Annotated in this window: 20 protein-coding genes; 13 read left to right on the forward strand and 7 right to left on the reverse strand. The window is 52.1% G+C overall.

The genetic code is table 11. From position 1 onward, the window contains the following. Positions 1–99: 99 nt before the first annotated feature. Entirely contained in the window at positions 100–1,266 is a 1,167-nt protein-coding gene (gene alr / locus AC0QHF_RS21800; RefSeq protein ID WP_324706373.1) for an alanine racemase, read from the reverse strand. A gap of 235 nt (positions 1,267–1,501) precedes the next feature. Between alr and AC0QHF_RS21805 the strand changes: the two genes are divergently transcribed. The 7 genes from AC0QHF_RS21805 (at position 1,502) to nuoK (ending at position 7,463) form a co-directional block, all read left to right on the forward strand. Beyond that, positions 1,502–1,999: an HNH endonuclease gene (locus AC0QHF_RS21805; protein ID WP_324706355.1), complete on the forward strand. Its 498-nt coding sequence runs from the start codon at positions 1,502–1,504 to the stop codon at positions 1,997–1,999. Between the two features lie 94 nt (positions 2,000–2,093). Next, positions 2,094–2,591, forward strand: a complete 498-nt coding sequence (sixA, locus tag AC0QHF_RS21810; RefSeq protein WP_324706356.1) for a phosphohistidine phosphatase SixA — start codon at positions 2,094–2,096, stop codon at positions 2,589–2,591. Between the two features lie 118 nt (positions 2,592–2,709). Further along, the gene (locus tag AC0QHF_RS21815; protein ID WP_324706357.1) at positions 2,710–3,882 is read left to right on the forward strand and encodes a citrate synthase; all 1,173 of its coding nucleotides are present in this window, start codon (positions 2,710–2,712) and stop codon (positions 3,880–3,882) included. Between the two features lie 593 nt (positions 3,883–4,475). Next, the gene (nuoH, locus tag AC0QHF_RS21820; protein ID WP_324706358.1) at positions 4,476–5,594 is read left to right on the forward strand and encodes an NADH-quinone oxidoreductase subunit NuoH; all 1,119 of its coding nucleotides are present in this window, start codon (positions 4,476–4,478) and stop codon (positions 5,592–5,594) included. A 159-nt stretch (positions 5,595–5,753) separates the two neighbouring features. Continuing rightward, positions 5,754–6,374: an NAD(P)H-quinone oxidoreductase subunit I gene (gene ndhI / locus AC0QHF_RS21825; RefSeq protein ID WP_324706359.1), complete on the forward strand. Its 621-nt coding sequence runs from the start codon at positions 5,754–5,756 to the stop codon at positions 6,372–6,374. 84 nt (positions 6,375–6,458) lie between these two features. Next, positions 6,459–7,076: an NADH-quinone oxidoreductase subunit J gene (locus AC0QHF_RS21830; protein ID WP_324706360.1), complete on the forward strand. Its 618-nt coding sequence runs from the start codon at positions 6,459–6,461 to the stop codon at positions 7,074–7,076. A gap of 81 nt (positions 7,077–7,157) precedes the next feature. Next, complete coding sequence (gene nuoK / locus AC0QHF_RS21835) at positions 7,158–7,463, forward strand: NADH-quinone oxidoreductase subunit NuoK (protein WP_324706374.1); 306 nt, start codon at positions 7,158–7,160, stop codon at positions 7,461–7,463. Between the two features lie 156 nt (positions 7,464–7,619). Here nuoK and AC0QHF_RS21840 read toward each other — a convergent pair whose 3' ends face one another. Then, positions 7,620–8,705 (reverse strand): patatin-like phospholipase family protein, encoded by a 1,086-nt coding sequence (locus tag AC0QHF_RS21840; RefSeq protein ID WP_324706361.1) that lies wholly within the window; start codon positions 8,703–8,705, stop codon positions 7,620–7,622. Between the two features lie 323 nt (positions 8,706–9,028). Then, complete coding sequence (locus tag AC0QHF_RS21845) at positions 9,029–10,564, reverse strand: calcium-binding protein (RefSeq protein ID WP_324706362.1); 1,536 nt, start codon at positions 10,562–10,564, stop codon at positions 9,029–9,031. Positions 10,565–10,801: 237 nt separating this feature from the next. Between AC0QHF_RS21845 and AC0QHF_RS21850 the strand changes: the two genes are divergently transcribed. The 6 genes from AC0QHF_RS21850 to AC0QHF_RS21875 all read left to right on the forward strand — a co-directional run bounded on the left by AC0QHF_RS21850 (position 10,802) and on the right by AC0QHF_RS21875 (position 19,981). Continuing rightward, the gene (locus tag AC0QHF_RS21850) at positions 10,802–11,797 is read left to right on the forward strand and encodes an alpha/beta hydrolase (RefSeq protein ID WP_324706363.1); all 996 of its coding nucleotides are present in this window, start codon (positions 10,802–10,804) and stop codon (positions 11,795–11,797) included. Continuing rightward, positions 11,781–12,998 (forward strand): glycoside hydrolase family 10-like protein, encoded by a 1,218-nt coding sequence (locus tag AC0QHF_RS21855; protein ID WP_324706364.1) that lies wholly within the window; start codon positions 11,781–11,783, stop codon positions 12,996–12,998. The genes AC0QHF_RS21850 and AC0QHF_RS21855 overlap by 17 nt, the downstream gene beginning before the upstream one ends. Positions 12,999–13,330: 332 nt before the next feature. Further along, entirely contained in the window at positions 13,331–14,401 is a 1,071-nt protein-coding gene (locus tag AC0QHF_RS21860) for a restriction endonuclease-related protein (protein ID WP_324706365.1), read from the forward strand. After that, positions 14,388–14,930: a hypothetical protein gene (locus tag AC0QHF_RS21865; protein ID WP_324706366.1), complete on the forward strand. Its 543-nt coding sequence runs from the start codon at positions 14,388–14,390 to the stop codon at positions 14,928–14,930. The genes AC0QHF_RS21860 and AC0QHF_RS21865 overlap by 14 nt, the downstream gene beginning before the upstream one ends. Then, positions 14,927–17,575 (forward strand): hypothetical protein, encoded by a 2,649-nt coding sequence (locus AC0QHF_RS21870; protein ID WP_324706367.1) that lies wholly within the window; start codon positions 14,927–14,929, stop codon positions 17,573–17,575. Before AC0QHF_RS21865 ends, AC0QHF_RS21870 begins: the two co-directional genes overlap by 4 nt. 3 nt (positions 17,576–17,578) lie before the next feature. Next, the gene (locus tag AC0QHF_RS21875) at positions 17,579–19,981 is read left to right on the forward strand and encodes a pPIWI_RE module domain-containing protein (protein WP_324706368.1); all 2,403 of its coding nucleotides are present in this window, start codon (positions 17,579–17,581) and stop codon (positions 19,979–19,981) included. Between the two features lie 177 nt (positions 19,982–20,158). Here AC0QHF_RS21875 and AC0QHF_RS21880 read toward each other — a convergent pair whose 3' ends face one another. The 4 genes from AC0QHF_RS21880 to AC0QHF_RS21895 form a co-directional block, all read right to left on the reverse strand. Next, positions 20,159–20,500, reverse strand: coding sequence for a XisI protein (locus AC0QHF_RS21880; protein WP_324706369.1), 342 nt, complete (start codon positions 20,498–20,500; stop codon positions 20,159–20,161). Then, positions 20,491–20,901: a XisH family protein gene (locus AC0QHF_RS21885; protein ID WP_324706370.1), complete on the reverse strand. Its 411-nt coding sequence runs from the start codon at positions 20,899–20,901 to the stop codon at positions 20,491–20,493. The genes AC0QHF_RS21880 and AC0QHF_RS21885 overlap by 10 nt, the downstream gene beginning before the upstream one ends. Before the next feature lie 122 nt (positions 20,902–21,023). Next, positions 21,024–22,502: a bifunctional orotidine-5'-phosphate decarboxylase/orotate phosphoribosyltransferase gene (locus tag AC0QHF_RS21890; RefSeq protein WP_324706371.1), complete on the reverse strand. Its 1,479-nt coding sequence runs from the start codon at positions 22,500–22,502 to the stop codon at positions 21,024–21,026. Positions 22,503–22,521: 19 nt separating this feature from the next. Next, positions 22,522–23,904 (reverse strand): DUF3536 domain-containing protein, encoded by a 1,383-nt coding sequence (locus AC0QHF_RS21895; RefSeq protein WP_324706372.1) that lies wholly within the window; start codon positions 23,902–23,904, stop codon positions 22,522–22,524. Between the last annotated feature and the right edge of the window lie 80 nt (positions 23,905–23,984).

Here is a 23,984-nt window from a genome sequence, read left to right on the forward strand (position 1 = left end):
TATGAGAGTTTCTCTTTCCCCACCAGATGGTTGCCTAGAAACCCGGTTTCTACTCCCAAGCATCCATCCCGAACCATGTTTAGGGGGCGAGTCACTCAATTAAGTCAAAATTCGGGGCAGGCGATGCTTGAAGCCGCAGAGAATTTCCCAGGAAATCGACCCCAACTGATCGGCCCAATCATCGGCGGAAATGGCGCGATCGCCCTCTCCTCCCAACAGCGTCACCACTTCCCCCACCTGCAAATCGGGGATATCGCTGACATCCAACATCAACTGATCCATCGTCACCGCCCCAATTTGGGAGACGAATTGACCGCGAATCAACACCTTCATGCGGTTCGACAAATTGCGGGGTACGCCGTCCGCGTAGCCGATGCCGACGACGGCGATGCGAGTCCGTTCGGGGGCGACAAATTGATGTCCGTAACTGACCCCCGTGCCCGCCTCGATGGTTTTGATTTGAGTGACTCGGGCCCGGACGCTCATCGCCGGTTTCAGATCCGCGGCCGATCGCAAATGAGGGGCCGGATACAACCCGTAAATCGACAATCCCACCCGCACCATATCGTAATGCAGATCCGGGTCGGCGAGGGTGGCGGCGGAGTTGGCCAGGTGCAGGCAGGGGCGGCGATCGCGATCTAAAATGTCGGCAATTTGTCGGATCGCCCCCCGGAAGCGGCGGTGCTGCCGATCCATGATCGTGCGGTCCGGACTGTCCGCCGTGGCGAAGTGGGAGTAAATCCCGGAAATTTCCAAATGGGGCAACCCGCGCACCAGTTGCACGAAGTCCAGGGCCTTTTTCCAGGACGTGCCCAGGCGGGACATCCCCGTGTCGATGTTGAGGTGGACCCAAAGCGATCGCCCCGAGGTTTGCAGCGTCTCCGAAAATAATAGCGCCTGCTGGGGGGTGCACAGGGTCGGCTGCAGTTGCCAATGGGCGATCGCTTCCACTTCGTCGGCGGTGTGGGCCGCGCCGAGCACCAAAATCGGCTTCTCAATTCCGGCTTCCCGCAGTTGGATGCCCTCCGGAATCGTCGCCACCGCGAACCCCGAAACACCCGCCTCGGAGACGATCTGGGCTACGGAAACGGCACCGTGACCGTAGGCATCCGCCTTCACCACCGCCATCAGTCGGGTGCGGGGGGACAGCAGGCTGCGGATCTGCCTGACGTTGTGGGCGATCGCGCCCCGATCCACTTCCACCCAAGCCCGATGTTCATGTCCGATCCCGATCCGGGCTTCGAGATATTCCGCCGATCTGCCCATCTCGATGGGTTTCCCGCTAATCATTGCTCACTCCTCACGCTTAGATCTAAACTGATGCTCCCAGCCTCGCCGGGATGCTATCAGAATACTCTACAGCGTTTTCCTTCGGACTCCGGGTCTGCCTCCGGAAGGGGAGCGATCGCGCGACTTCCCCCCCTGCCCTTTGCTCCAAAGGCCAGTAACGAGTTAAGCTGTGATAATATTCGGTCAAACATTACCTTGCAGCAATTTGAATATGGGCAATGTTCTGGTGTTGAACGCCTCCTACGAACCGCTCAACATCACCACTTGGCGGAGGGCGGTGATCTTGTTACTCAAGGAGAAGGCGGAGCAGGTCGAGCATAACGGAAAATACATCCTGCCGGATTTTCCGCTGCCGACGGTGATCCGACTGCGCCACTACGTTCGAGTCCCCTACAAAGAGATCCCTTTAACCCGAAGGAATATATTGCACCGGGACTGTCACTCCTGTCAATATTGTGGCTACACCGGGGACGAACTCACCCTGGATCACGTCATCCCGCGATCGCGCAAGGGGGGTGAGACTTGGGAAAACCTGGTCACGGCCTGCGTGCGCTGCAACGTCAAAAAAGGGAGCCGGACTCCGAAAGAAGCCGGAATGACCTTGAGGACGACGCCGCGAAAACCTTACAGCAGCCTTTACTTTGAAGTGACAAAGCACCTCAAAAGTGGCATGAATCAAGAGTGGCAAAAATACGTCATCGGCCTGTGAAACCCCCGTGCGATCGCCCGGGGGTTTCTTGTCGGCAGGGATGGTAAGCTGGTGAAACGTCGATCGCCGGTTCACCGGAAACCGGATTCATCCGATGCCCAACCTGTACCTAATTCGTCATGGAATCGCCGCCGATCGCGGCACCTACGCCAACGATGACGATCGCCCCCTGACGGCCGAGGGCGATCGCAAAACCCGCCAGGTCGCCGCCCGACTCAAAACCCTGAAACTGAGGTTCGATCGCATTCTTTCGAGTCCCCTAGTCCGCGCTCGCCAGACCGCCGAAATCTTGCAGTCTGGCGGGTTGAGTTCCCGCTGGGAAATCTTCCCCGCTTTGGCGCCCGACGGCGACCTCCGGGAGTGGATCGATTGGTACGGAAATCTTGACAAAAGCGCCGGGGGCGACCTGGCTTTGGTCGGCCACCAACCCGATTTGGGCGACTGGGCGGAATCCTTAATTTGGGGGGAAGCCCGGGACGTTTTAGTGGTCAAGAAAGCGGGCGTCATTGGCCTCGCCCTGCCCGACACCGGACCGCCGCTGGGAAATGCCCAACTCTTCTGGTTGACGCCCCCAAAATTTCTGCTGGGCTGAATCCGTTTGCAGGTTCCGAGATCGCAACTTCATTAATTAATTGTTGTTAAAATCGCGATCGCCCAGATGCATCTGATAATGTAACCTTTGTACGTTCTACACATATAGAAAAGCTGTTATGACTATCGTCAGTGAGTACAAGCCCGGTTTGGAGGGCGTTCCCGCCACGCTGTCCAGTATCAGCTTCGTTGACGGACACAAGGGACTTCTGGAATATCGGGGCATCAATATCGAGCAGCTTGCCAAGCAGAGCACCTTTCTGGAAACCGCCTATTTGTTAATCTGGGGCAAACTGCCGACCAAGGACGAACTCGCCGATTTCGAGCACGACATCCGCTTCCACCGGCGGATCAAATACCGGATTCGGGACATGATGAAATGCTTCCCCGAAACCGGACACCCGATGGACGCCCTGCAAACCTCGGCGGCGGCCCTGGGCCTGTTCTACTCCCGCCGCGCCCTGGACAACCCCCAGTACATCCGGGAAGCCGTGGTGCGGCTGCTGGCCAAAATTCCCACGATGGTCGCCGCCTTCAAACTGATGCGGAAGGGAAACGATCCGGTTCAGCCCCGGGACGACCTGGACTACTCGGCCAACTTCCTGTATATGCTCAGTGAACGGGAACCCGACCCCCTGGCAGCCCACGTTTTCGACGTCTGCCTCACCCTCCACGCCGAACACACCATCAACGCTTCCACCTTCTCGGCAATGGTGACGGCCTCCACCCTGACGGATCCCTACGCCGTCGTCGCCTCTGCCGTGGGAACCCTGGCTGGCCCCCTGCACGGCGGGGCGAATGAGGAAGTGCTGACGATGCTCGAAGAGATCGGCTCGGTGGAAAATGTCCGGCCCTACCTGGACGGGTTGCTGGAGAAAAAATCCAAAATCATGGGCTTCGGCCACCGGGTCTACAAGGTGAAAGATCCCCGAGCCACCATCCTCCAGGAGTTAGCCGAACAACTGTTCGACCAGTTCGGCCGGGATAAATACTACGAGATCGCGGTGGAACTGGAAAAGGCCGTGGACGAAAAATTGGGCGCCAAGGGCATCTATGCCAACGTGGACTTCTACTCCGGTTTGGTGTACCGCAAGTTGGGAATTCCCTCAGACCTGTTCACGCCCATTTTTGCGATCGCCCGGGTCGCCGGATGGCTGGCCCACTGGAAGGAGCAGCTCGTCAAAAACCGGATTTACCGGCCCACGCAAATTTACACCGGCACCCACAGCGAAACGTACATCCCCATCCATGAGCGGAATTGCGCGATCGACCTCGGGGGGCCGGTGGCGTAAGTTTGGGGAGTTGGGAGTCGAGAGTCGGTATTAGGGGGGCGGGAATAGGGAATAGGGAATAGGGAATGGGGAATAGGGGGACTCCGCTTCCTCTCCCCCCTCCGCTTCCTCCGCTTATCACTGGTATTGGCGATCGCGAATTCTTTCGTCGGCAAAATTTTGGGTTCGAGTTGAGTTTCGAGTCCCTCGAACGCTACACTAATCAGATGTAAAGTTTTAAAAATCTTTACGAGAAGTGCGCGGGATCTGAGAAGACCCGTCTCTTTTTGGAGTGGGAAGTGTCAAAACTATAGCGCTGCGCGCGGGTGTAGGGTGTAGGGTGTAGGGTGTAGGGATTGGAAATTCCACCCCCGCCTCCCCCTTACCAAGGGGGTCGAGGTAGTGCTCCTCACCCAACTGTCAACACGCGATCGCTCGTTGCCATATAGCGAATATTATTGTGGACGACACGCCCCCTCGACCTGGGGAAATTCTCCGGCGGTGGCCCCCGGACGGGACTCAATTGCCGGCACCGAGAATGAACTCAGGAATCCCCCTCGAACGGACGGCGCGATGCCGTCCCGGGAAATTGCAGCCGTTTTGAATGCAAATATATGAACCCAGGAATAGATATACAAGGAAGTTTCATTCAGGTCCTCTCGGATTTCGGCATTCCATCCGGCGTCGCCAAAACCATGTGGATGCCGTTTCCGATGGGATTGATGCTCGTCGCGGCCACCGTCGGCGTGCTGGGGACGGTGTGGTTGGAGCGGAAAATCTCCGCCGCGGCCCAGCAGCGGATCGGCCCGGAATACATCGGCCCGATGGGGACCCTGGCGCCCCTGGCGGACGGTTTGAAACTGTTGCTCAAGGAAGACATCGTTCCCTTCAAAGCCGATCCCCTGCTGTTCACCCTCGGCCCGATCGTCGTTGCAATTCCCGTCTTTTTGTCCTATCTGATCGTACCCTTCGGACAAAATTTGGCGATCGCGGACTTGGGAACGGCAATCTTCCTGTGGGTCGCCCTGTCGAGCATCCAGCCCATCGGCCTGCTGATGTCGGGCTACTCCTCCAACAACAAATACTCCCTCCTCGGGGGACTCCGGGCCGCCGCCCAGTCCATCAGCTACGAAATTCCCCTCGCCCTGGCGGTGGTGGCCGTGGTGATGATGTCGAACAGCCTCAGCACCATCGATATCGTCGAACAGCAGTCCGGCTACGGCATCCTCGGGTGGAACATCTGGCGCCAGCCCGTCGGCTTTCTGATTTTCTGGATCGCGGCCCTGGCTGAGTGCGAACGACTGCCCTTCGACTTGCCGGAGGCGGAAGAAGAGTTGGTCGCCGGCTACCAGACGGAATATGCGGGGATGAAATTCGCCCTGTACTACCTGGCATCCTACGTCAACCTGGTGCTCTCGGCTCTGCTGGTGGCGGTGTTGTACCTGGGCGGCTGGGATTTCCCGATTCCGGTGGAAACCATCGCCGGCCTGTTGGGCATCAGCGAAACCACCCCCTGGCTACAGGTGGTCACGGCCAGCCTCGGCATCACCATGACCATCCTGAAAGCTTACCTGCTGGTCTTCACCGCCGTCCTGCTGCGGTGGACGGTGCCCCGGGTTCGCATCGACCAACTGCTGAACCTGGGTTGGAAATTTTTGCTGCCCGTGGCCCTGGTGAACCTGCTGCTGACGGCGGCGTTGAAACTGGCATTCCCCGTGGCATTTGGGGGATGAGCGGTATCCTCGAAACCCGACCCGGCGTCCGGTTCGGGTTTTGAGGATCATAATAGGGGTCAGAGGCGATCGCATTGCCTATCCAAGCTGACGGCTGATAGCTGATCGCGACAATTGACCCGGCCCGACCCAAACCCTGAAGAGACTTCAGAAAACACCATGCTCAAATTCCTCAACCAAGTTGGCGACTACGCCAAGGAAACCATTCAGGCGGCCAAGTACATCGGCCAAGGGTTATCCGTAACCTTCGACCACATGAGACGTCGCCCCATCACGGTTCAGTACCCCTACGAAAAGTTGATTCCCTCGGAGCGGTTCAGAGGCCGGATTCACTTTGAGTTTGACAAGTGCATCTCCTGCGAAGTCTGTGTGCGGGTTTGTCCGATCAACTTGCCCGTCGTGGATTGGGAGTTCAACCGCCAGACGAAGAAGAAGAAACTCAAGCACTACAGCATTGATTTCGGGGTGTGCATCTTCTGCGGCAACTGCGTGGAATACTGTCCCACCAACTGCCTGTCCATGACGGAAGAGTACGAACTCGCAGCCTACGATCGCCACGAGTTGAACTATGATAATGTGGCGCTGGGACGGTTGCCCTACAAGGTGACAGACGATCCGATGGTGACTCCCATCCGAGAATTGGCTTACCTGCCCAAGGGCGTGACCGACGGCCACGAAGTCCCCCACACCTCTCGCCGAGCCGGTTTGCGTCCGGAGGAAATTCTGGAGCTCCTGGAGCGGCAGAAAGGGGAGGCCGAAAAAGAGGCGGAAAACGCCTAGCCCGTCGGCGGGGACTCGCATCCGAATTCGGGAGTCCCCGCCGGCAACTGTCGAGTTTTTGATGATTGTAGGAATAAAAAGACTGTGAATTTAGCAGAAGGGGTTCAGGTCGTTTCCTTTGGCCTGTTAGCCGTTATGATGATTGGCGCCGCGTTGGGCGTGGTCCTGCTCCAGAATATCGTCTACTCCGCGTTTCTGCTCGGGGGCGTATTTATGAGCATGGCCGGACTGTATCTGCTCCTGAATGCGGACTTCGTGGCGGCGGCTCAGGTTTTGATTTACGTCGGGTCCGTTAACGTTTTGATCCTGTTCGGGATCATGTTGGTGAACAAGCAGCAGAATTTCCGGACCCTGCCGAAGGCGTGGATACGGCAGGTGGCGACGGCCGTGGTCTGCGTGGGTTTGTTCGGCCTGCTGTCGGTGATGGTGCTGTCCACGCCCTGGGCCGTGACGGCTGAGACGACCGCGATTGAAAGTTCCGCCATCGCCATCGGGGAGCATTTCTTCACCGACTTTTTGCTACCTTTCGAGCTGGTGTCGGTGTTTTTGTTGATGGCGATGGTGGGGGCGATCGTCCTGGCCCGCCGGGATTTTATCCCCGATTTGTCCCCCACCGATTCGGACGAGACGCCGGTCTGGACGCTCCGAGAGCGGCCCCGGGAGTTGCTTTCGGTTTCGGGCCGGAAGGAGACTTCGGAGTAGTTTTTGAGATGCGATCGGGCGCAGGTGTTGCGCCCCGACAGTTTCCATTGATAAGGTGAATCAAAAAAACGGTTTATGGAATTGCAACTTCAGTATTTTTTGGTCGTCGCGGCCGCCCTGTTTTGCATCGGCATTTACGGATTGATTACCAGCCGCAATGCCGTGCGGGTTTTGATGTCCATCGAATTGCTATTGAATGCGGTCAACCTCAATTTGATGGGGTTTTCTAATTATTTGGATTCTGGGAATATCAAAGGTCAGGTGTTTACGGTGTTTGTGATCGCTGTGGCGGCGGCTGAGGCGGCGGTGGGTCTGGCGATCGTTTTGACGATTTACCGGAACCGCGACACGGTGGATATGGAAGAATTTAACCTGTTGAAGTGGTGATTTTTCCAAAATTTGATATTTTTTAAACGCCCGATTTCATCAGAAATTGGGTGTTTTTAAGTCCGCAGATTTCGCAGATTTTCGCAGATTATAATATCGGCTCCGGTTGGGGGGTAAACCGGAATTTTTTAATTATTAATTGTTAATTATTAATTGTTACTTGAAAAAGACTTGTTCGCTTTCCCACCACGGCGGGGGGCCGTATTGTTGATCGTTGGGATTGTTCAGAAATGCTGTGGCCTCCTGTTCGCCTTCGGCGATCAGGTTATTGATGTGAGCGGGGGAGCGATCGAGTTTGGAGGCGTAGTCTAGACTTTCGGCGAGGGGTTCGCTCATGCGGATCATTCGCAGTTTGATATAATGTAAGGGATAGCGTTCTAAAAATTCTTCTTTTAAGGCTCCTAATTCGACCAATTGATTGATAAATTGGAGGACGCGCAATTCCACGGCGAGCATGATGTTGCCCTCTAATTCGTTGCGGCGATCGACGATATCTTCCGGCGCAGTCGGCACGGTTTTCGCCTCTTTGGGGTTGATTTGAATGACCCAGAGCTCTTCGGGGAGGGTTTGCAACAATTTGGTCATGGGTGGATTTTCTGCGTACAAACCATCCCAATAAAATTCGCCGTTGATTTCTACCGCTTTGAACAGCGTCGGAACGGCGGCGGAAGCGAGGATCATCTCGACACTCATCTGCTCCCGTTGGGAGTCGAAAACCTTGAAGCCGCCGGAGAGGACATTCACGGCGCCGACTAGTAACTTCGGACTTGACGACTCCACCAGATTTTCCAGTTCGGAGAATTTGACGTGCTTTTCTAGCAGTTTTTTTAAGTCCAGATATTCCTGTCGGGGGGACTGAGTTCTGAAGAGATTTTGCACCCATTCCCACTGCCAATCGTAGGGATTGGCTTCATAGTAGGGGATTCGACCCTGCTCTACCATTCGGCGGGTGTACATCAGGGAATCGTTGAGCAGTTGTTCCCAAGGATGGGTGGCGGTGTTATCTTTCCAGAAGTCAACTAGGGCTTTGGAGACGGGGTCGGTGGAACCCTTGGCTGCTTTTAACAAGCCGTACCAGGTTAACAGGGCGCAAATCGCGCCGCCGGAAGTTCCGCTCAATCCGACAATCTGATAGTTTTTATGGACGCCGGCTTCGAGAAATTTTTTCAGAACGCCGGCGGTGAAGGCGGTTTGACTGCCGCCCCCTTGGCAGGCGATCGCGAGTCTCGGTTTTCCTTCCACGTTGGATTGACTTTGTAAAAGTTAGGGGTCGAGAATGGAGTCACCTCCATCCCCTCCCATTCAAAACCGGACTTGAGACTTTCACCTCATCCGGCTCCTAGCAAGAGTTACCAGTGAAGTCCAGATGTCCTGCCTTCCAGGAACAGAACTCCAGTTATGGGAGCCTTGCAGCCCCCACCTGTCATACGATTCACCATTGCTGGCTTATCTTTCTGACAGAACGAATCGCACGTTCACAGTAATTCTACCAATTTCGGACGGTTTTGAACGAGGCGGAGTGGGGAAATTTTATTTTCCCCACAACAATCGCCGGGGGGGGGAAATTAAATAAATCGGATCGGTCCGCCTTCCGTGTCGGCACTGTCGAGGTTGAAATCCACGATACCCTCCAAAATGGCGATCAGTTCGTTGGCCCCCGTCGTCCGCCGGAAAATCGCCGTCCCCTGGGGCAGTCCTTCGGGGATGTCGCTGGAGAAGAGATAATCGTCATTACTCAGTAGAATTACGTCCTGGGCAGTATTGAAATCGACGATCAGGGCGTAGTCTGCTACACCCGTCACTTCGTCGTTTTGGTTGTCGTAATAGGGGCCGCTTTCGTCGCCCAGGACGAAGGTATCGTCGCCGTCTCCCCCGTAGAGGGTATCGAGTTCGATGAGTCCGGGAATTTCGGCGTTGGGATCGACCCCAATAATCCAGTCATTACCACGATCGCCACTGACATAATCCATCCCCACACCGCCGATCAGGGTGTCGTTTTCTTGGCCGCCGTACATGGAATCGTCGCCGGTTCCCCCGTGGAGGCTGTCGTCGCCGCGATCGCCCCGCAGAAAGTCCGAACCCGCTTCCCCCAAAAGGGTGTCGTTTTGCAAGCCACCGTAGAGGCTATCATCATCCCCGCCGCCGTTGAGGCTGTCGTCGTTTTGATTGCCGAATAGGAGATCGCTGCCGATACCGCCGAAGAGGGTGTCGTTGTCCTCGCCTCCGTAGAGGGTATCGAGACGTTCGCCACCGTCTAGGCTGTCATCTCCCTTGTCGCCGTAGAGGATATCGTTGCCAATTTCCCCCAGCAAGGTGTCCTCGTTGAGGCCGCCGAAGAGGGTATCGCTGCCGTCTCCCCCTTCGAGGCGATCGTCGTTCCGGTTCCCCTGCAGCAGGTCGTTTCCTTCTCCCCCCGTCATCGAGTCGTCGTTGCGACCGCCATATAAAATATCATTTCCCGGTTCCCCCGCCAGGGAATCATTCGAGGTGAAACCCAGCAGGGTATCGTTTCCGCCCCGACCTAAAATGATATCTTTCCCGGCACTTCCCGGAAGCTCGTTGTTCCCTTCATCTCCTTCGATGACCGAATCTGGAGGCGTGGGGACCGGTGTGGGTGTCGGTGTCGGCGTCGGTGTCGGTGTGGGAGTTGGCGTCGGTGTCGGTGTGGGTGTCGGTGTCGGTGTGGGTGTGGGTGTCGGTGTCGGTGTGGGTGTCGGCGGAGGCGTCGGAATGGGAGTGGGTGGGGGGGGTGTCGGTTCAGGAACGGGTGGCGGAGTCGGTTCGGGTGTCGGCGGAGTCGGTGCCGGAACCGGTGGGGCGGGTTCTGGGGTGGGTGGCGTGCTTTCCTCGCCGTCCGGATCTGTACCGGGAAGGGTATCATCGCCTCCGGTAACGGTATCGTCGCCTCCGGTAACGGTATCGTCGCCTCCGGTAACGGTATCGTCGCCTCCGGTAACGGTATCGTCGCCTCCGGTGATGGTATCATCATCCCGCGATCGCCGCTCCAAAGGCGACAGTGAGGCGGTCGGGACGAGGGCGCCCAAGTCCAACAACGGGATACTGCCGTTTTCCGCCATTGTGCCGAACTGGAAAGCACTCATCTCACTTGCCTCACACTCAACGCTGATACTATCGTCAATCTCGATAATGATATCAGCATTATCTCGGGAATCTGCCGTGACGACTGGCAAGGGAGGGCGACTTGTTCCTCGCCGTCGGCTTTTGAAAAGGTGGGAAATCCATTTTCACGGTACTCCGTCGGACGATCGCGCCGATTTCCAATTTGGGGGCGCGATCGAGATAGAATTTGATGAGACTTGGGGATTCTTGCAATGCCGATGGTTGGGACTGCTTTTCAGCTTTTCATTTTGGCGATCGTCGCCGTTTATCATCGAGTTTGTATGCCCTGCGATCGCCGACGATATCCCCCCCCCGGAAATTTCGTCGAAATCGACGGTTATCGCCTTCATTATTACAGTGCAGGGACGGGTTCTCCCACTATTGTATTTGACCACAGTGTGGGAAGTTTTGGCTGGGCAAATTATCACGTTTTTACGGCACTGTCGAAGACGAATCGCGTCGTGATTTGCGATCGCGCCGGATACGGCTGGAGCGATGCCAGCGACAAACCCCGCACCAGCCAACAAGTTGTCTCCGAATTCGCGCAGGTTTTGGAACGGGCAAATATCGAACCCCCTTATGTTTTGGTCGGGGACTCTTTCGGTGGCTATACCGTTCGCCTCTATGCCCAAAATTTTCCCGACAATGTGGCGGGAATGGTGCTGACCCACTGTTTGCACGAAGATCTCGTTTTAAACTATCCCTGGAAAATCGAATTTTTGTGGATATTGTTGACCGTTATTTTTAAAATTGTCGAAGTTTTCGCCGCCTTGGGGTGGGTGCGTTTGATGGGAATCCTGCAAGTGTTTGAATTTCTGAAGCCGGAATTGCGACGATTTCCGCAGGAAGAATTAAATCGCATCAAATTTTCCTATTATCAATCCAAACATTGGGGGGCGATGTTTTCGGAAATGCGAAACCTGAAAATCAGTTCCCGGCAAATGCAGCCGACTCAATCCTTGGGTTCCCTGCCGTTGCTGGTCATCGAAGCCAGCACGTTTTTACAAAGTAGTCCATTGATGGATTTACTGCCCCGCAAAATTGTCGATCGCACCTGGAGTCAGATGCAACAAAAGCTGTTAGAATTGAGCGATCGTAGTCAATTGATGTTTGCAGAAAATAGCAGCCATTTTGTCTGGGTTGATCGCCCGGACGTGATGATTGCAGCGATACGAACCGTACTCGAAATAATTGAAAATGATAAAAATAGATAAAAAAAATAAGAAAATAGTTTTATTTATTATTGCTTTTTTTGTTGCACTGGTATTTTTTAAAAACCAGTTAATTGCCCCAATTCAAGCCCGAGCGACGACAGAGATTCGTGGCGTTTGGCTGACCAATGTTGACAGTGATATTTTATTTTCAAATCGTGAATTGACGGGGGCTTTGGAACGGCTTCAAAATCTCAATTTCAACCGGATTTATCCCACCGTTTGGCAAGGCGGTTATACGCTTTATCCGAGTGCCGTAGCCGGGGAAGTGTTCGGGGTCGAACTCGACCCGACGCCGGGACTGCAAGGGCGGGATATGCTGCGAGAAGTGGTCGAGGAGGGACATCAACGCCAGTTGACGGTTATCCCCTGGTTTGAATTTGGGTTGATGGTTCCCGTCGATTCTCCCCTGGCAAAACGTCATCCCGATTGGTTGACCACAACCCGAGAGGGCAGTTTGACTCAACCGAAAGGAAATCCAGAATGGGGGTGGTTGAATCCCTTTCGTCCCGAAGTTCAAGATTTGATTATAAATCTAATTACTGAAATTGTCAAAAATTACGATATCGACGGCATTCAGTTTGACGACCATTTCGGGTTGCCCTCGGAGTTCGGTTACGATTCTTTTACCGTGCAATTGTTTCAACAACAACACGGCGGACAATCTCCCCCGGACAATCCCCTGGATACCTACTGGGTTCGCTGGCGTGCGGATAGATTGAATGAATTTATGGAGCGGGTATTTTATGCCGTCAAAGCGATTCAATCCGATTGTATCGTTTCTCTGTCTCCGAATCCCTTGCATTTTGCCCTTCCCGCTTATCTGCAAGATTGGTTTACTTGGGAACGGCGGGGTTATATTGAGGAGTTGGTTTTGCAGGTGTATCGGCCGGATATCGACCGATTTATTACGGAATTGGAGCGGGAAGAGGTGAAATTGGCAAACGGACATATTCCGGTCGTCGTGGGGATTTTGAGCGGTTTAAAAAATCGTCCGACGGCGACGGAAACGTTGGATCAAAAAGTGAAAATTGTCCGCGATCGCAATTTCGCTGGTGTCTCGTTTTTCTTCTATGAAAGCCTCTGGAATTGGGCGGAAGATTCGCCGGCAGAACGGGAAGATTGGTTGCAGACAATCTTTTCTGAGCCGATGTCGCGATCGAATGAATCCGCAGATTACGCAGATGTCGCAGATTGGGAATAAAAATTATCGCGGGAATTTGTTGGGGTGTATCGATTTTCCCTACACCCTACACCCTACACCCTAATCGCGATCGCCCACCTGACAGAACCATGTCTGACAACGAGAAACCGACTCCCTGTCCGGAAATCCCCGAACCCTCCCACCCCTGGAAGCCGAACGCAAAATAGTCTCCTCTTCTTCCGACTGCGTAAGTCGTGCGAGTCAAATCATGCTATAATTCTCGCCAAGCAGTAACTTCACGTTGAAAACTGGCTGATTACAGAGATGGCTTCTGAAGCCATGCTCCCATGCCAGTTCGTGCTTTATTGAGAACATGAAGCAAGGAGTTTTTGGTGGCAGTCAATCATGCTGAAGTGGGTTTTGCTTACCTGTTGAGGGCGATCGCTCTATCCCCGAACGGGCGAGCATCGTCGGGATTACCGCTAAAGGAAATTGACCATACTTTGGATCATTTTGCGGTTGCTGCTTTCAAGCAGGGTGTTCGTCCGCCGGGTAACTGGTCTGAACTCGTGCAGGAAGTGATTAATAAGCCTTACTGCGAGTGGCCCAGTTACTTACAGGTTGATTTACTAGAACCTGACGATCGATTAGTACGGCTTGGCAAGATACCGGATGCGAGCATTCAGGCAAATGCTTGGGTCGGCGAACTTGCAGAGGAGTATGTAGAACTACGGAACAGTCCTGAAGAAATAGAAGAAAATCAGTTTTTTAATGAACTGCATTCTTATTGTCAGGCTCATGAAGATCCGCATAGTTTATATGTTGAGCTGCGGCGTTATCTGGTTTCATCAGTTAGCAAAACTGAGGATGAAATGATTGATTTCTTGAGCGAAAAGCCCAAGGAGTTGAGGGGATTGATAGATAACGCATATTACACAGCCGATACGGCTCCAAGTGATTTCGCTTGTCAACAGTGTGGAGCGCCCTCAATTAATTCTAAACCTCATCCTCAATGTCGTGATTGTCTTGCAATGCAGTCGATCGAGATTAGAAACTATGAGTTCGGGGAAAAAGTTTTACGGGGGCGTATTGCTTCAGCTTTTTACTTTCGTAGCGCGATCGACGTGCATCTATTCGAGGCTTTTAAAAAGATTGTTCCCGATTGTGATTTGTGGCCAAATCTTGACTGTGACGGAGACGTTGCTGTTAATTTTGCGAACGGCGATCGCTGGATTTTTGACTGCAAGGATTACCTCTATCCTCGCTCACTAATTCGTAAAGTGAGCCAAGAGCGAAAGCCTGAGAATTGCGATCGCTTCGTTTATGTCGTACCCGACCGAGTTGGCAAAGTCTATCTACAGCAAGTAAGGGATGCTTTGCCCGACCGCAATTTTTTGTTTTTTAGTGGGGCGATCGACAGTGTAAAGAAGAAAGCTAGGAGGGTGCGTAATGCCAGGTCGTGACTTGTCGGGACTAGATCCAGTTGTCAAAGCTCTTTCCGAAGAGGAAAACGTTGAGTCTCCTCGATCCATAGCAAAGCTGGAAGCTTGCCTTTGGGCATTTTATAAACTTTATGCCAACGAGCCACTTGACTTACTTCGTTTTGTTGTATCTGGGAATATTCATAAAATAGACGGTACTCAGCCAACTCAATTACATCGAAGTTTGCAGGTGATCGGCGGTTCTTTTCTGGTTTGGGAGTATTCTCGTCGCAATGTGTTAAGTTCTTATTTCGAGTTACCTCAGACAGTTCGAGGCTTTAAGAGAAAAGACGGTTTTGCACATCTGCCACTCGGAAAATGCCAAATTGAGCCCAACCTTCAGGCAATCTTGCCTGGGCGCTTTAACAGTTACGAAAATTTCATGAGCAGACCTATTCCTTTAAAGGAAATTCGTGTTAAGCCTCGGGGTAACGGCACATATCTGCTGAGGAGTTGTAAGCATAATGACGGGCAGCTCGAACGTATTGAAATTGAAGGATTTCCGTTATGACTTTGATTCAAATTCCCCGGCAACGTACTGCAAATCCTGCCATAAGTGTCACGTTTGGTCAGTTAATAGAATTTACTAATAAATTAGTTAGCCGACAAAATCTACCCAGTTATTACCTTGAGGAACTGCGAAACCTAAAACTCTCGCACTTTCCTGAAATGAGCGAGACTGAAACGTTCACTTTCGAGCGGGTAATTGCCTTACATGGTCCTGCAGGCACGGGTAAATCCATCCTGATTCAAATTGCAACTCTGTATTTTGCCAATACGCTACCTTATAGAATTGCGATCATTTCTCCCACCGTCACGACGGCCTTAAATACAGCACAAAAGCTTTGGCCTTACTTACTCAATGGCAAACGAGATATTGCTGTAATTGTTGGGCGCAGTAATCGCAACCGATACCGTGAGGCATTCCTCGAAACTCAAGAATCATTTGAACTTGAGCATATTGGACATGATGTGCTTGATTACTCGTGCGCTTTAGCCGGACTCAGCGAACACGTAGATCGCGAAAATCCCCCATGTCTCGATCTAAAGTATCGCTCAGAGCGGGGCGAGCCTAATTGTCACTGCCCGTTTATTGACCAGTGTTCACGGCTACGTCAGATGCAAAATTTGGAGCAAGCCTCGGTTTTGATGACGACTCCAGAGGGGGCTTTGCTATCCAACATTCAGCTCACCGATCGGCCTATGTCTGTGCTTGAGTACGTCACCAAAACTTTTAATATCTGTTTTATTGACGAGGCTGATTCTGCTCAACAAAGGATTCAAAACCAACTCTCCCCCGACAAGGACTTAAGGGAGTGGATCGAGGAGGTCGGCAGTTACCAGGAGGTGATTCGGAGGAAGCGATCGCAAAACCTGAAGCGATTGCCAGTAGCCGGTTTGAATAATGATCTCAACCAAGTCGGCACTATTTTTGATTGGTTGATTGGTTATTTATCGCGACGACCTGATGCTTGTACCAGCCTCGAGAAAATGTCATTTTTTAACTCGACATTTTTACAGCTTAATTGGATCAAGAAAACTCACGAATTCATCCGAGAAATCCAATCGGGTTGGAGTGACGAGGATTATCAAAAAATCAAAGAGGAGCTTTTCCCTTTACTGAAAAAGGGGGTTAAATCTACTTCCAACGACCCGTTTTCAATTGCAACAACTCAGATGTTCTACGAAGAGGAGTTTGATGGAGATCCGGACAATCCAGTTGCCACAAGACTCACTCAAGCATTATCCCAGTACACATCATTTCAAAGGTTAGGGGAAACTGAACAAAGACTTTTCATTGATTACTTTCTGATTATTCTGGCAGTTAATGCGCTGCTGGTTTTGCTTCATGATGCCGATCGCCGATTAACTGCCAGTGAGATGGCGATCGCGATTAAGACAGATACTCCCCAGCCTGCGCTCAGTAGTGGCCCGAACTATCTAGAAAATATTTTTCCTCGTTTAATCACGGGGCGAGCTGCGGGTCTGGTTTTAGATCGTGGTATCAATCATGACGATCTCAACCTCCTTTACTTCTCATTGCTATTTAGCGGACCCGACTTGATTGCCAACCTCAGCCAGTTATATGAACTTGATGATTATGCCGGTTGTCACTTTGTCCTGGCTACCGCAACGGGTTGGCTTCCTGACGGGCGCTCAATTTATCACTTGCGAACTGATGGCTATTTACTGCAAAGGCAGGGCTTACAACATGGGAAAATTAGTTTGCACTACCATCCATTCTGTAAGTCTGACGGCAAGCCTATCTTTATCAGCGGACGTGAATCTGAAGACAAACTTGTAGCTATCTCTGAAATCACTAAGCGGCTTTTTGAGGGGGGATCTTCCTCGATCATTGAGCAAGACTTACAACAATATCCTGAAGCCCGACGGCGGGCACTTCTGACAACTAACTCAAAGGCTCAATGTTGGGCGGTGTGGGAAGCTCTCGAGTTTCTGGGGCAGGGCGATCGCTGCAAGGTTCTCGTTGGAGACAATGATAACTTAGACGGCTTTGATCCTCGTAAAAAAGCCGCTTGCCTTCGCCGTCGTCACGCCGAACGCTTTGCCACTATCCCTGGCGTTGATGTACTGATTGCCTATTCTCAGGGCGTGAGCCGTGATATTAACATCGTTCCGCCGGGTAGTCGCGAGGCTGCATTTTGTGTCCTCTATTCGTTGGTCAGACCCCATGCTAACCCAACCGATCTACAAATCTCAATTGAGTTATTTTTGGTCTCTCTATTTGAGACAGATCAAAGATTACCTGAAATCTTGGATCGTCGGGCAAAACTCCTGGCGGAAAAGGAACCACCACAACCGTTTAGTTTGCTCGAACAATGCCGATACTATGCCCGGATTGCGGATCGGCTCATCGACCAAGCTTTCAAACGCCAGATACGCTACCTTCCTAAATCTCCCAAGAGTTTTATGAATAATATTCTCTTAAATCGGTGGTGGACTGAGGATATTGGGCAATTGTGGCCCCGCATCACGAGAGGGCAGGTTGATGCAACAGTACGACTGTGTGATGCTGCTTATTCTGCCTATCTTAAGGATGCGATCGCCCGAGCCAAACAATTACAAAAAGATCCCAAAGCCGTAATTCTTTGGTCTCAGGGCATTCAAGCACTTCTCAACATTAAGGGTTTCTAAGTTATGACAATTTCACTCAAAATTGCCGCATTGCAGCTCAATCCCAATCAACTACATGATCGTTATTTCTGCTTGACCCTACCGACTGACCTCAAGCAGGTATTGCTTGCTGACTACTCTCGAGATCGACCAAAACGAGGCGATCACCCAATCAGTTTGCCAGGATATCAATTGAAAGCCCTGATTAATGCTTCGGTTCCTCAAATTGTTTATGTTGAGGGTTCCTTACCGACTGATAAGCCTTTCCTTTTTAGTCTTAACTCCATTCCGGAAAAACGAGTTAAGACCTTGCTCAAGCATTGGGTGAGGGAAACTTTCAAAATCGCCGGCAAGAAACGAGGAAAAAAGAAACCTGTTGAGCAAGATATAAAAGCATCATTGGCGGCAATTGATCGGGCTTTATTTGAATGGGATGAATGTCAGCTTTCACCGGAAGATTGGAAGCGGTCTGATAATGGTACTGCTCAACCCCGTGACCGGTCACTGTTTGGAATAATTCCAAGTATCGCCGTTGCGCGAATCACGCAAAATACCATCGGTTTTTCCGAGTTTATTTCTGAATTTCAATCAATTAAGTTCTTGCCAGCTTTGGAGGTTGCGAGTTCCCTCTTTCAAAAGCCTCAATTTTGTATTACTGATGTTTTGTACTCAAAAAAGAAGAACCCTTATTCATTTATGATTCACCCGCGATCGCTTCAGATTCCGGGTCAGCCCCAACTCTACTTACCCCTCGACTTTGGTGTACGACGCTATCTTGCCCAGCCTTACACTCGGACTAAACTACCCGAGGAGTTTAGCGTTATGATTTATACTCCTAATGGAGCTTGTACCGCCAAAATTACAGAGGATCGATATTGGGCTAACAACTTGGCTGAACTACTCAGTAAGTTTGACTATGATTCTGTGCCGAGTGCAGATGAACTTCTTCTTAATCCACTCGGTTGGTCTGATCCCAACCTAAAGCTACGTTTTTTTGTCATCAATCGGGAGGGACGCGAGAAATTTCAGGATGTCACAGCAGGAGTTACGCCCAACGATCTAGTTTACTTGTTTGAGATAATCGCACCAATCTTGCAACCCGGTTTTGAACGGTTTGAGCCTGACATTATTAACGAAGGTCGTTCTAAGTTTTCCAAACGTCTGCCATCATCCTGCCCTGATTCAATATATTATGTAGATTTTCAGGGAGTGGGCCAAGCACTCGAGCATGAAGCCAAAAAGCTTCAACTTAACCTCATCAAGGAAACCGATCCGGGGTTGGTGGGAATGTGCAACCCAATTCCAGTCACGCTTGAAGGTGACTGGAAGCAACGCAAACAAGATCGTGAAGAGATAATTACTGAACGGGTTAAGGCACTCCCCGAACCTTACAGGGAGACAAAAGCACTCATTCTTCCGATTTATCCTGAAAATTACTTCAAAAAACGACCTCAAGAAGATCCTTACGATCCAATCAAGGAACACTTACCAGGTCGCAATCTTCTCACCAAAAGTTTAACTGTTCCAGTCAATGAAAATGATGAAAAGGAAGTTAAAGAACTTCCTCACAAGTGTAAGGCAACCTTGCTCGCGATGAAATGTCGCCTGGGTTATCACGATGGGCTAATCCCTAAAGCCCTCAAAGCTTATGGACTTCCTTCTGATTTGCAAACAATCGGAACTTATCTGCACAAGTTATCAAACGGAAATTACTTGCCAGTTGCGACTAAGCTCGACTCACAGGGAATTTTAACAGGTCGCACAGCAACCAGCACTTGGCAACCCTTGCGTGAATTTATCCCTGACATCCAAGCCGAAACTAACTTTAAAGGTTGTCAGGGGCCGATCCTACAAAGGCTTGTCTCCACTTTCTTCAAGGAGCTTATGAATTTACCAAACTCGACATTGCTCCTACCCTATGCAAACAATATGAGACAGGCTATAAAGGGACTACGAGATCCCTACTTTGGGACAAAAGAAACCATTTATTTGCTCGACAATAATGATGAAATTGAACCATTTGAGCTGCCCAAAAATTGTCGAATAATTCGCTGCCGAGATGGAGGAGAAATGCCCCAAGCAACTCTTTGGAATAATGATAAAAACCAGCCGAAAAGAGGCAGGGCGATCGCAAAATTAGCTGACAACTCATACCTGTTGATACGCCCCAAAGCTGCCACCGATCAAACCAACTCTCAAGAGTCAATGTTGCGGCTATACGAAAACAAATCTGGAAAATTGATTCAGCCTAAAACCAACACTATAGCAAAAAAAATTGCATTAGTTGAGGTGAATCCACTCTTGAAACCTGATGATGAACCGCTGAACTGGCTGGCTTACCTTCAATACCTACAGAAGATTGCTCCCCAGTACGATAATTTTCTGCAACTCCCTCTTGTACTACATATCCCTAGGACTTTCTTTTAAATAGATGAGGGAGGAATTGATCGCTTCTCAGGGATTTCCCTATAATCAAACCGATGTAACCACTTTAAAGTGTAATCTGCGGACGGGAATAGAGAACCCGTAGAAAGGGGATCGGCAATAGGGAATCGATTTTCCCTACACCCTACACCCTACACCCTACACCCTAATGACGATCGCCTATCCCGTACCGAACTCCGTATACTGGCGAATTTCGGGTTCGTGAAATGCCAAAACGATATCTTCCCTGGGGACTCCCATTTCCACCAATCGGTTGGCCAGACCCTCTTCGGTGCCGTCGTGCTGAATCCAGATTTTTCCACCTTTGATATCGACGTGCAGAACACAGCCAAAATCCCGTTTGAGTCCCCGCCAGCCGACGTACAACAGTTGATAGTGATCCCGTTGTATGTCAAAAACGGTCTGCACCTCGTATTCCGATTCCGTTCTCTGTCTAGAAGCGCGATCGGCGCGTTCCGAAAGCAATTGTTGAATATATTGGCGATATTGCTCTACAGCCATTGAACGATCACCTCCTGGTATACATTATAAATCACCAATCGGACTTGGTAGCGATCGACCGCCGCCAGGATGAAACGTCGTTGGAAGAAGCTTTTATAAATTGATTCTCGCACGGCTAGGTAAAGTTGGCGATCGGGTTCGATACTGGCCAGTGCATCTCGGTAATTGAGGAACTGACCCAATGCCGTATGAAAATCTGAAACATTGGACGAGCTGATGAAACTTTTCACTTCGACAGCAATCTTTTGGCCGTCTCTTTGTGCTGCCAATACTTGTTCTGCTGCCAAATCGATCTCGAAATCCACATCATCAATCTTAATTTCATAAGGATCGGCAGTGATGATCCAATTTTCCTTTTCTAAAGCAGTTCTAACAACATTATGAAATCGATCTCTTGCCATCTTTACTTTCCCGTTGAGGGACAAACTGTTCGACTCTGATGAAAAGGCGGTTTCTTTTCCCTGTCACCCAAATCGGGTCGCGGGAAAAAATTATCAATTTTTAATTGTTAATTGTTAATTGTTCAACCCTGTTCCTGCAACAAATCGAACTGGTGGGACGTGATTCGATTCGCCTGATATAAGGTTTCTGAAATTTCATCTAAAGACAACACCGCATGACCCCGATATCCGTCATTTTCCAACCGCTTCATCACGTCGCGGCCGTGGTCGAGAAATACGACGATATCCTCCACCTTCAACCCCGCCTCACGCAAGATTCCAGCTCCCTTTATGACGCTATTTCCGGAAATCAAAATGTCATCGACAACGACCACCACTTCCCCGTCTTGAAAGTGACCTTCGATCGCCCGCCCCGCACCGTAACTTTTCACCTCTTTGCGGGGGAAGATCATCGGCCGTCCCAACCGCAGCGATAACCCCGTCGCCGTCGGCAAAGAACCGTAGGGGATACCGGCGATGCGATCGAAATTGAGGGTCTGCAAAATTTCGGCGTAGGCGCCCACAATTTGATGGAAAATTTGGGGCATGGAAATGATCCGCCGCAGGTCGATATAGTAGGGAAAAACCTCCCCCGACGCCTGGACGTAATCCCCGAACATGATGCAGCCGATATCATACAATTGCAATATTAAATCCCGGTGGGGTTGGTGCTCCAAAAAACAAACGTCGGGAAGCCACAGGTCGCAACTCGGGCTCCCCTGCATCACCCGCAGGCGTTCGTCATTGATCGCGTCCCGCAGTCCCCGCACGGCTTCGGTGACGGTTTCCCGTTCCAACAGGCGGGGGGGGAGGGGAAGCAGCAACCCGCCGCCGTCCGGACTCAACCCCGCCGCCAAAATTTGGGTCAAGTCGCCCTCTTCGGTGAGGTCGTTTTCTTCGGCGATATCCCCCTGGACCAGGATCAGGCGTTCGGGCGCCTCCCGCCGGATGCGGGCCAACATATCGGCCATCACCCCCACTTCCAACCCCACCTGTTCGGGAGTCCCCCAAGTCCGGGTCGCCCTCACCAATTCCAGATAGAGGGGGTTTTCCGGTCGGGGATATTCTTGCAGGAGGGTGGCGGAGGGGTTGGCCGTGGCACAGAGGACGAAGACGGCTTTCCCCGGATGCAGCAAAAAGGGGGCGACCAGATCCTGGCCGGTGTAGGGGGAGACGGTGCAGGCATCCACCCCCCAATCTTTGAAAATCAGCCGGGAAAATAGGGTCCCGGTGTTGAGGTCGGCGTGTTTGGCGTCCAGGATGACCGGGATGTTGGAGGGGATGTGTGTGAGGACCCGCTGCAAGAGTTTCCACCCCGACATCCCGAGTCCGAGATAGGCGTTGAGCGTCAGTTTGTAGGCACAGACCAGATCCGCCGTCTGATGGACGATCGCCCGCAGCCACCCGTTCCACTCCTCCACCAGTCCGCTGTCATCGACCAGCCACAGCCCTTCCGGACTGTCGAATTTGGGCGGATATCCCTCCGGATCGGGGTCTAGGGGGACGTACAGCAGGCTTTGATTGCGATCGATGGCGCCGAGTAGCTTGTCAGAGAAATTCATCGGAGGAGGGGGAGAAAAGCTAGGTGAGTTGACTCAACCAAGCGTGAACGTCGATGGTCAAGGTCTGACCCAGTTGTAACAGTTTCCGCAGGGTGGGAAGTTCCCACTGGGCCGTTTCTTTATTATCGTCCGTTTCCGACGCGATCGCGCGATCGCGGTGTTGCAGCCAGCCGACGCACAGGGGGACGATCTGGGTTTCGAGATATTGGAAATACAATTCCTGGGCTTTCTCGAGGTTGGGATTGAGATCGAGTTGATATCCGATCTGGATCAGGCGTTCCAGGTGCCCGATGTGGGTTTCGACGGTGGCGGGATCGCCGTGTTTCAGGATGCTGGCCAGCGATCGCACGATGGATCGTTCTAAAATCGTCCGAATGTCCGGATTGGCGATCGCGATCCGCTGCTGTTTGGCCTCGGCGGCGATCGCTTCGAGTTCCGTCAGATAATTTGCGTTCAAACGACCGTCCCCGCTTTCGGCTTCCAACCCCTGCAACGCCCGCAGACAGCGATTTCCCAAGGCGATCTCCGCCGCCACCCGCAACTCCTGGGGGACGGGCAGTTCGTCCCGGTGGAAGGCCGTCATCACCCCGTAATTGTCCCGGTAAACCTGGGTGTAAAGCTGATCCAGACGGGTCAGGGTTTCCTGGCACAGCAGGGCCATGATCCGCTGCCGATCCTCGGCAAACAGATGGTCCAGGCTGAAGGACGGGTTGCCAAATTCCGCCACCATCGCCAAAATCACCGATGCCGCGCTGGCATCCTGGAGGGCATCAAATAAATTCTGTTTGAGATCGACGTAGGACCGGCGCCCGGTGAAGGGTTGGATGCAGCAGTGGAAGTCCCACCCCCCCAGGTGCAACACGGCGAAGGTGTAGTGATGTTCAGCCCGGGTGATGTCGGACACCAGCAGCACTTGCCCCACGGCGAGGGTCAGCGATCCCAACCGCTGGATTTGATAGTCGGATTGGCGGGTGGTGTAGGAGTAAAGTTGCTGTTCCCGTTCGTGGGTGGTAAATAGGGAGCTGATGGCGTAGTGGGCGGCGACCTGTTCGGGGCTGACGCGATCGCCGATCACCAGTTGACGGTACACTTCATCTCCGGTTCCGAAACATTCCACGTTGCTGGGGGCCAGGGCGAGTTTTTCCAGAAATTCCGCTTCTAGTTCGACTCCGGTCACATCTGCAGCCAGTTCGATCGCCCGCCCCGCGTAGCGCAGGATCTGGGTGCCTTCGGGCCGGGAAATTTCCTCGAAGAACCAGCCGCAACTGGTGAACATCAATAGGGAATGTCGCTGCATCTCCAACAGCCGCAGGGCGTCGGTGCGATCGCCGGGGGTGAGTTCCCGGCTTTGGTAGGTGGCGAAAAATGCGTCCAGGCTGACATCGGAGCGATCGCGGATCACTTGGATTTGACTTCTCCCCGGTCTAAAGACGCGGGGATTCTTAAGCCGTCCAAAACTGAACTCTTAAAGGCATAGTCAAT

The organism is Lyngbya sp. CCY1209 (assembly GCF_055795065.1).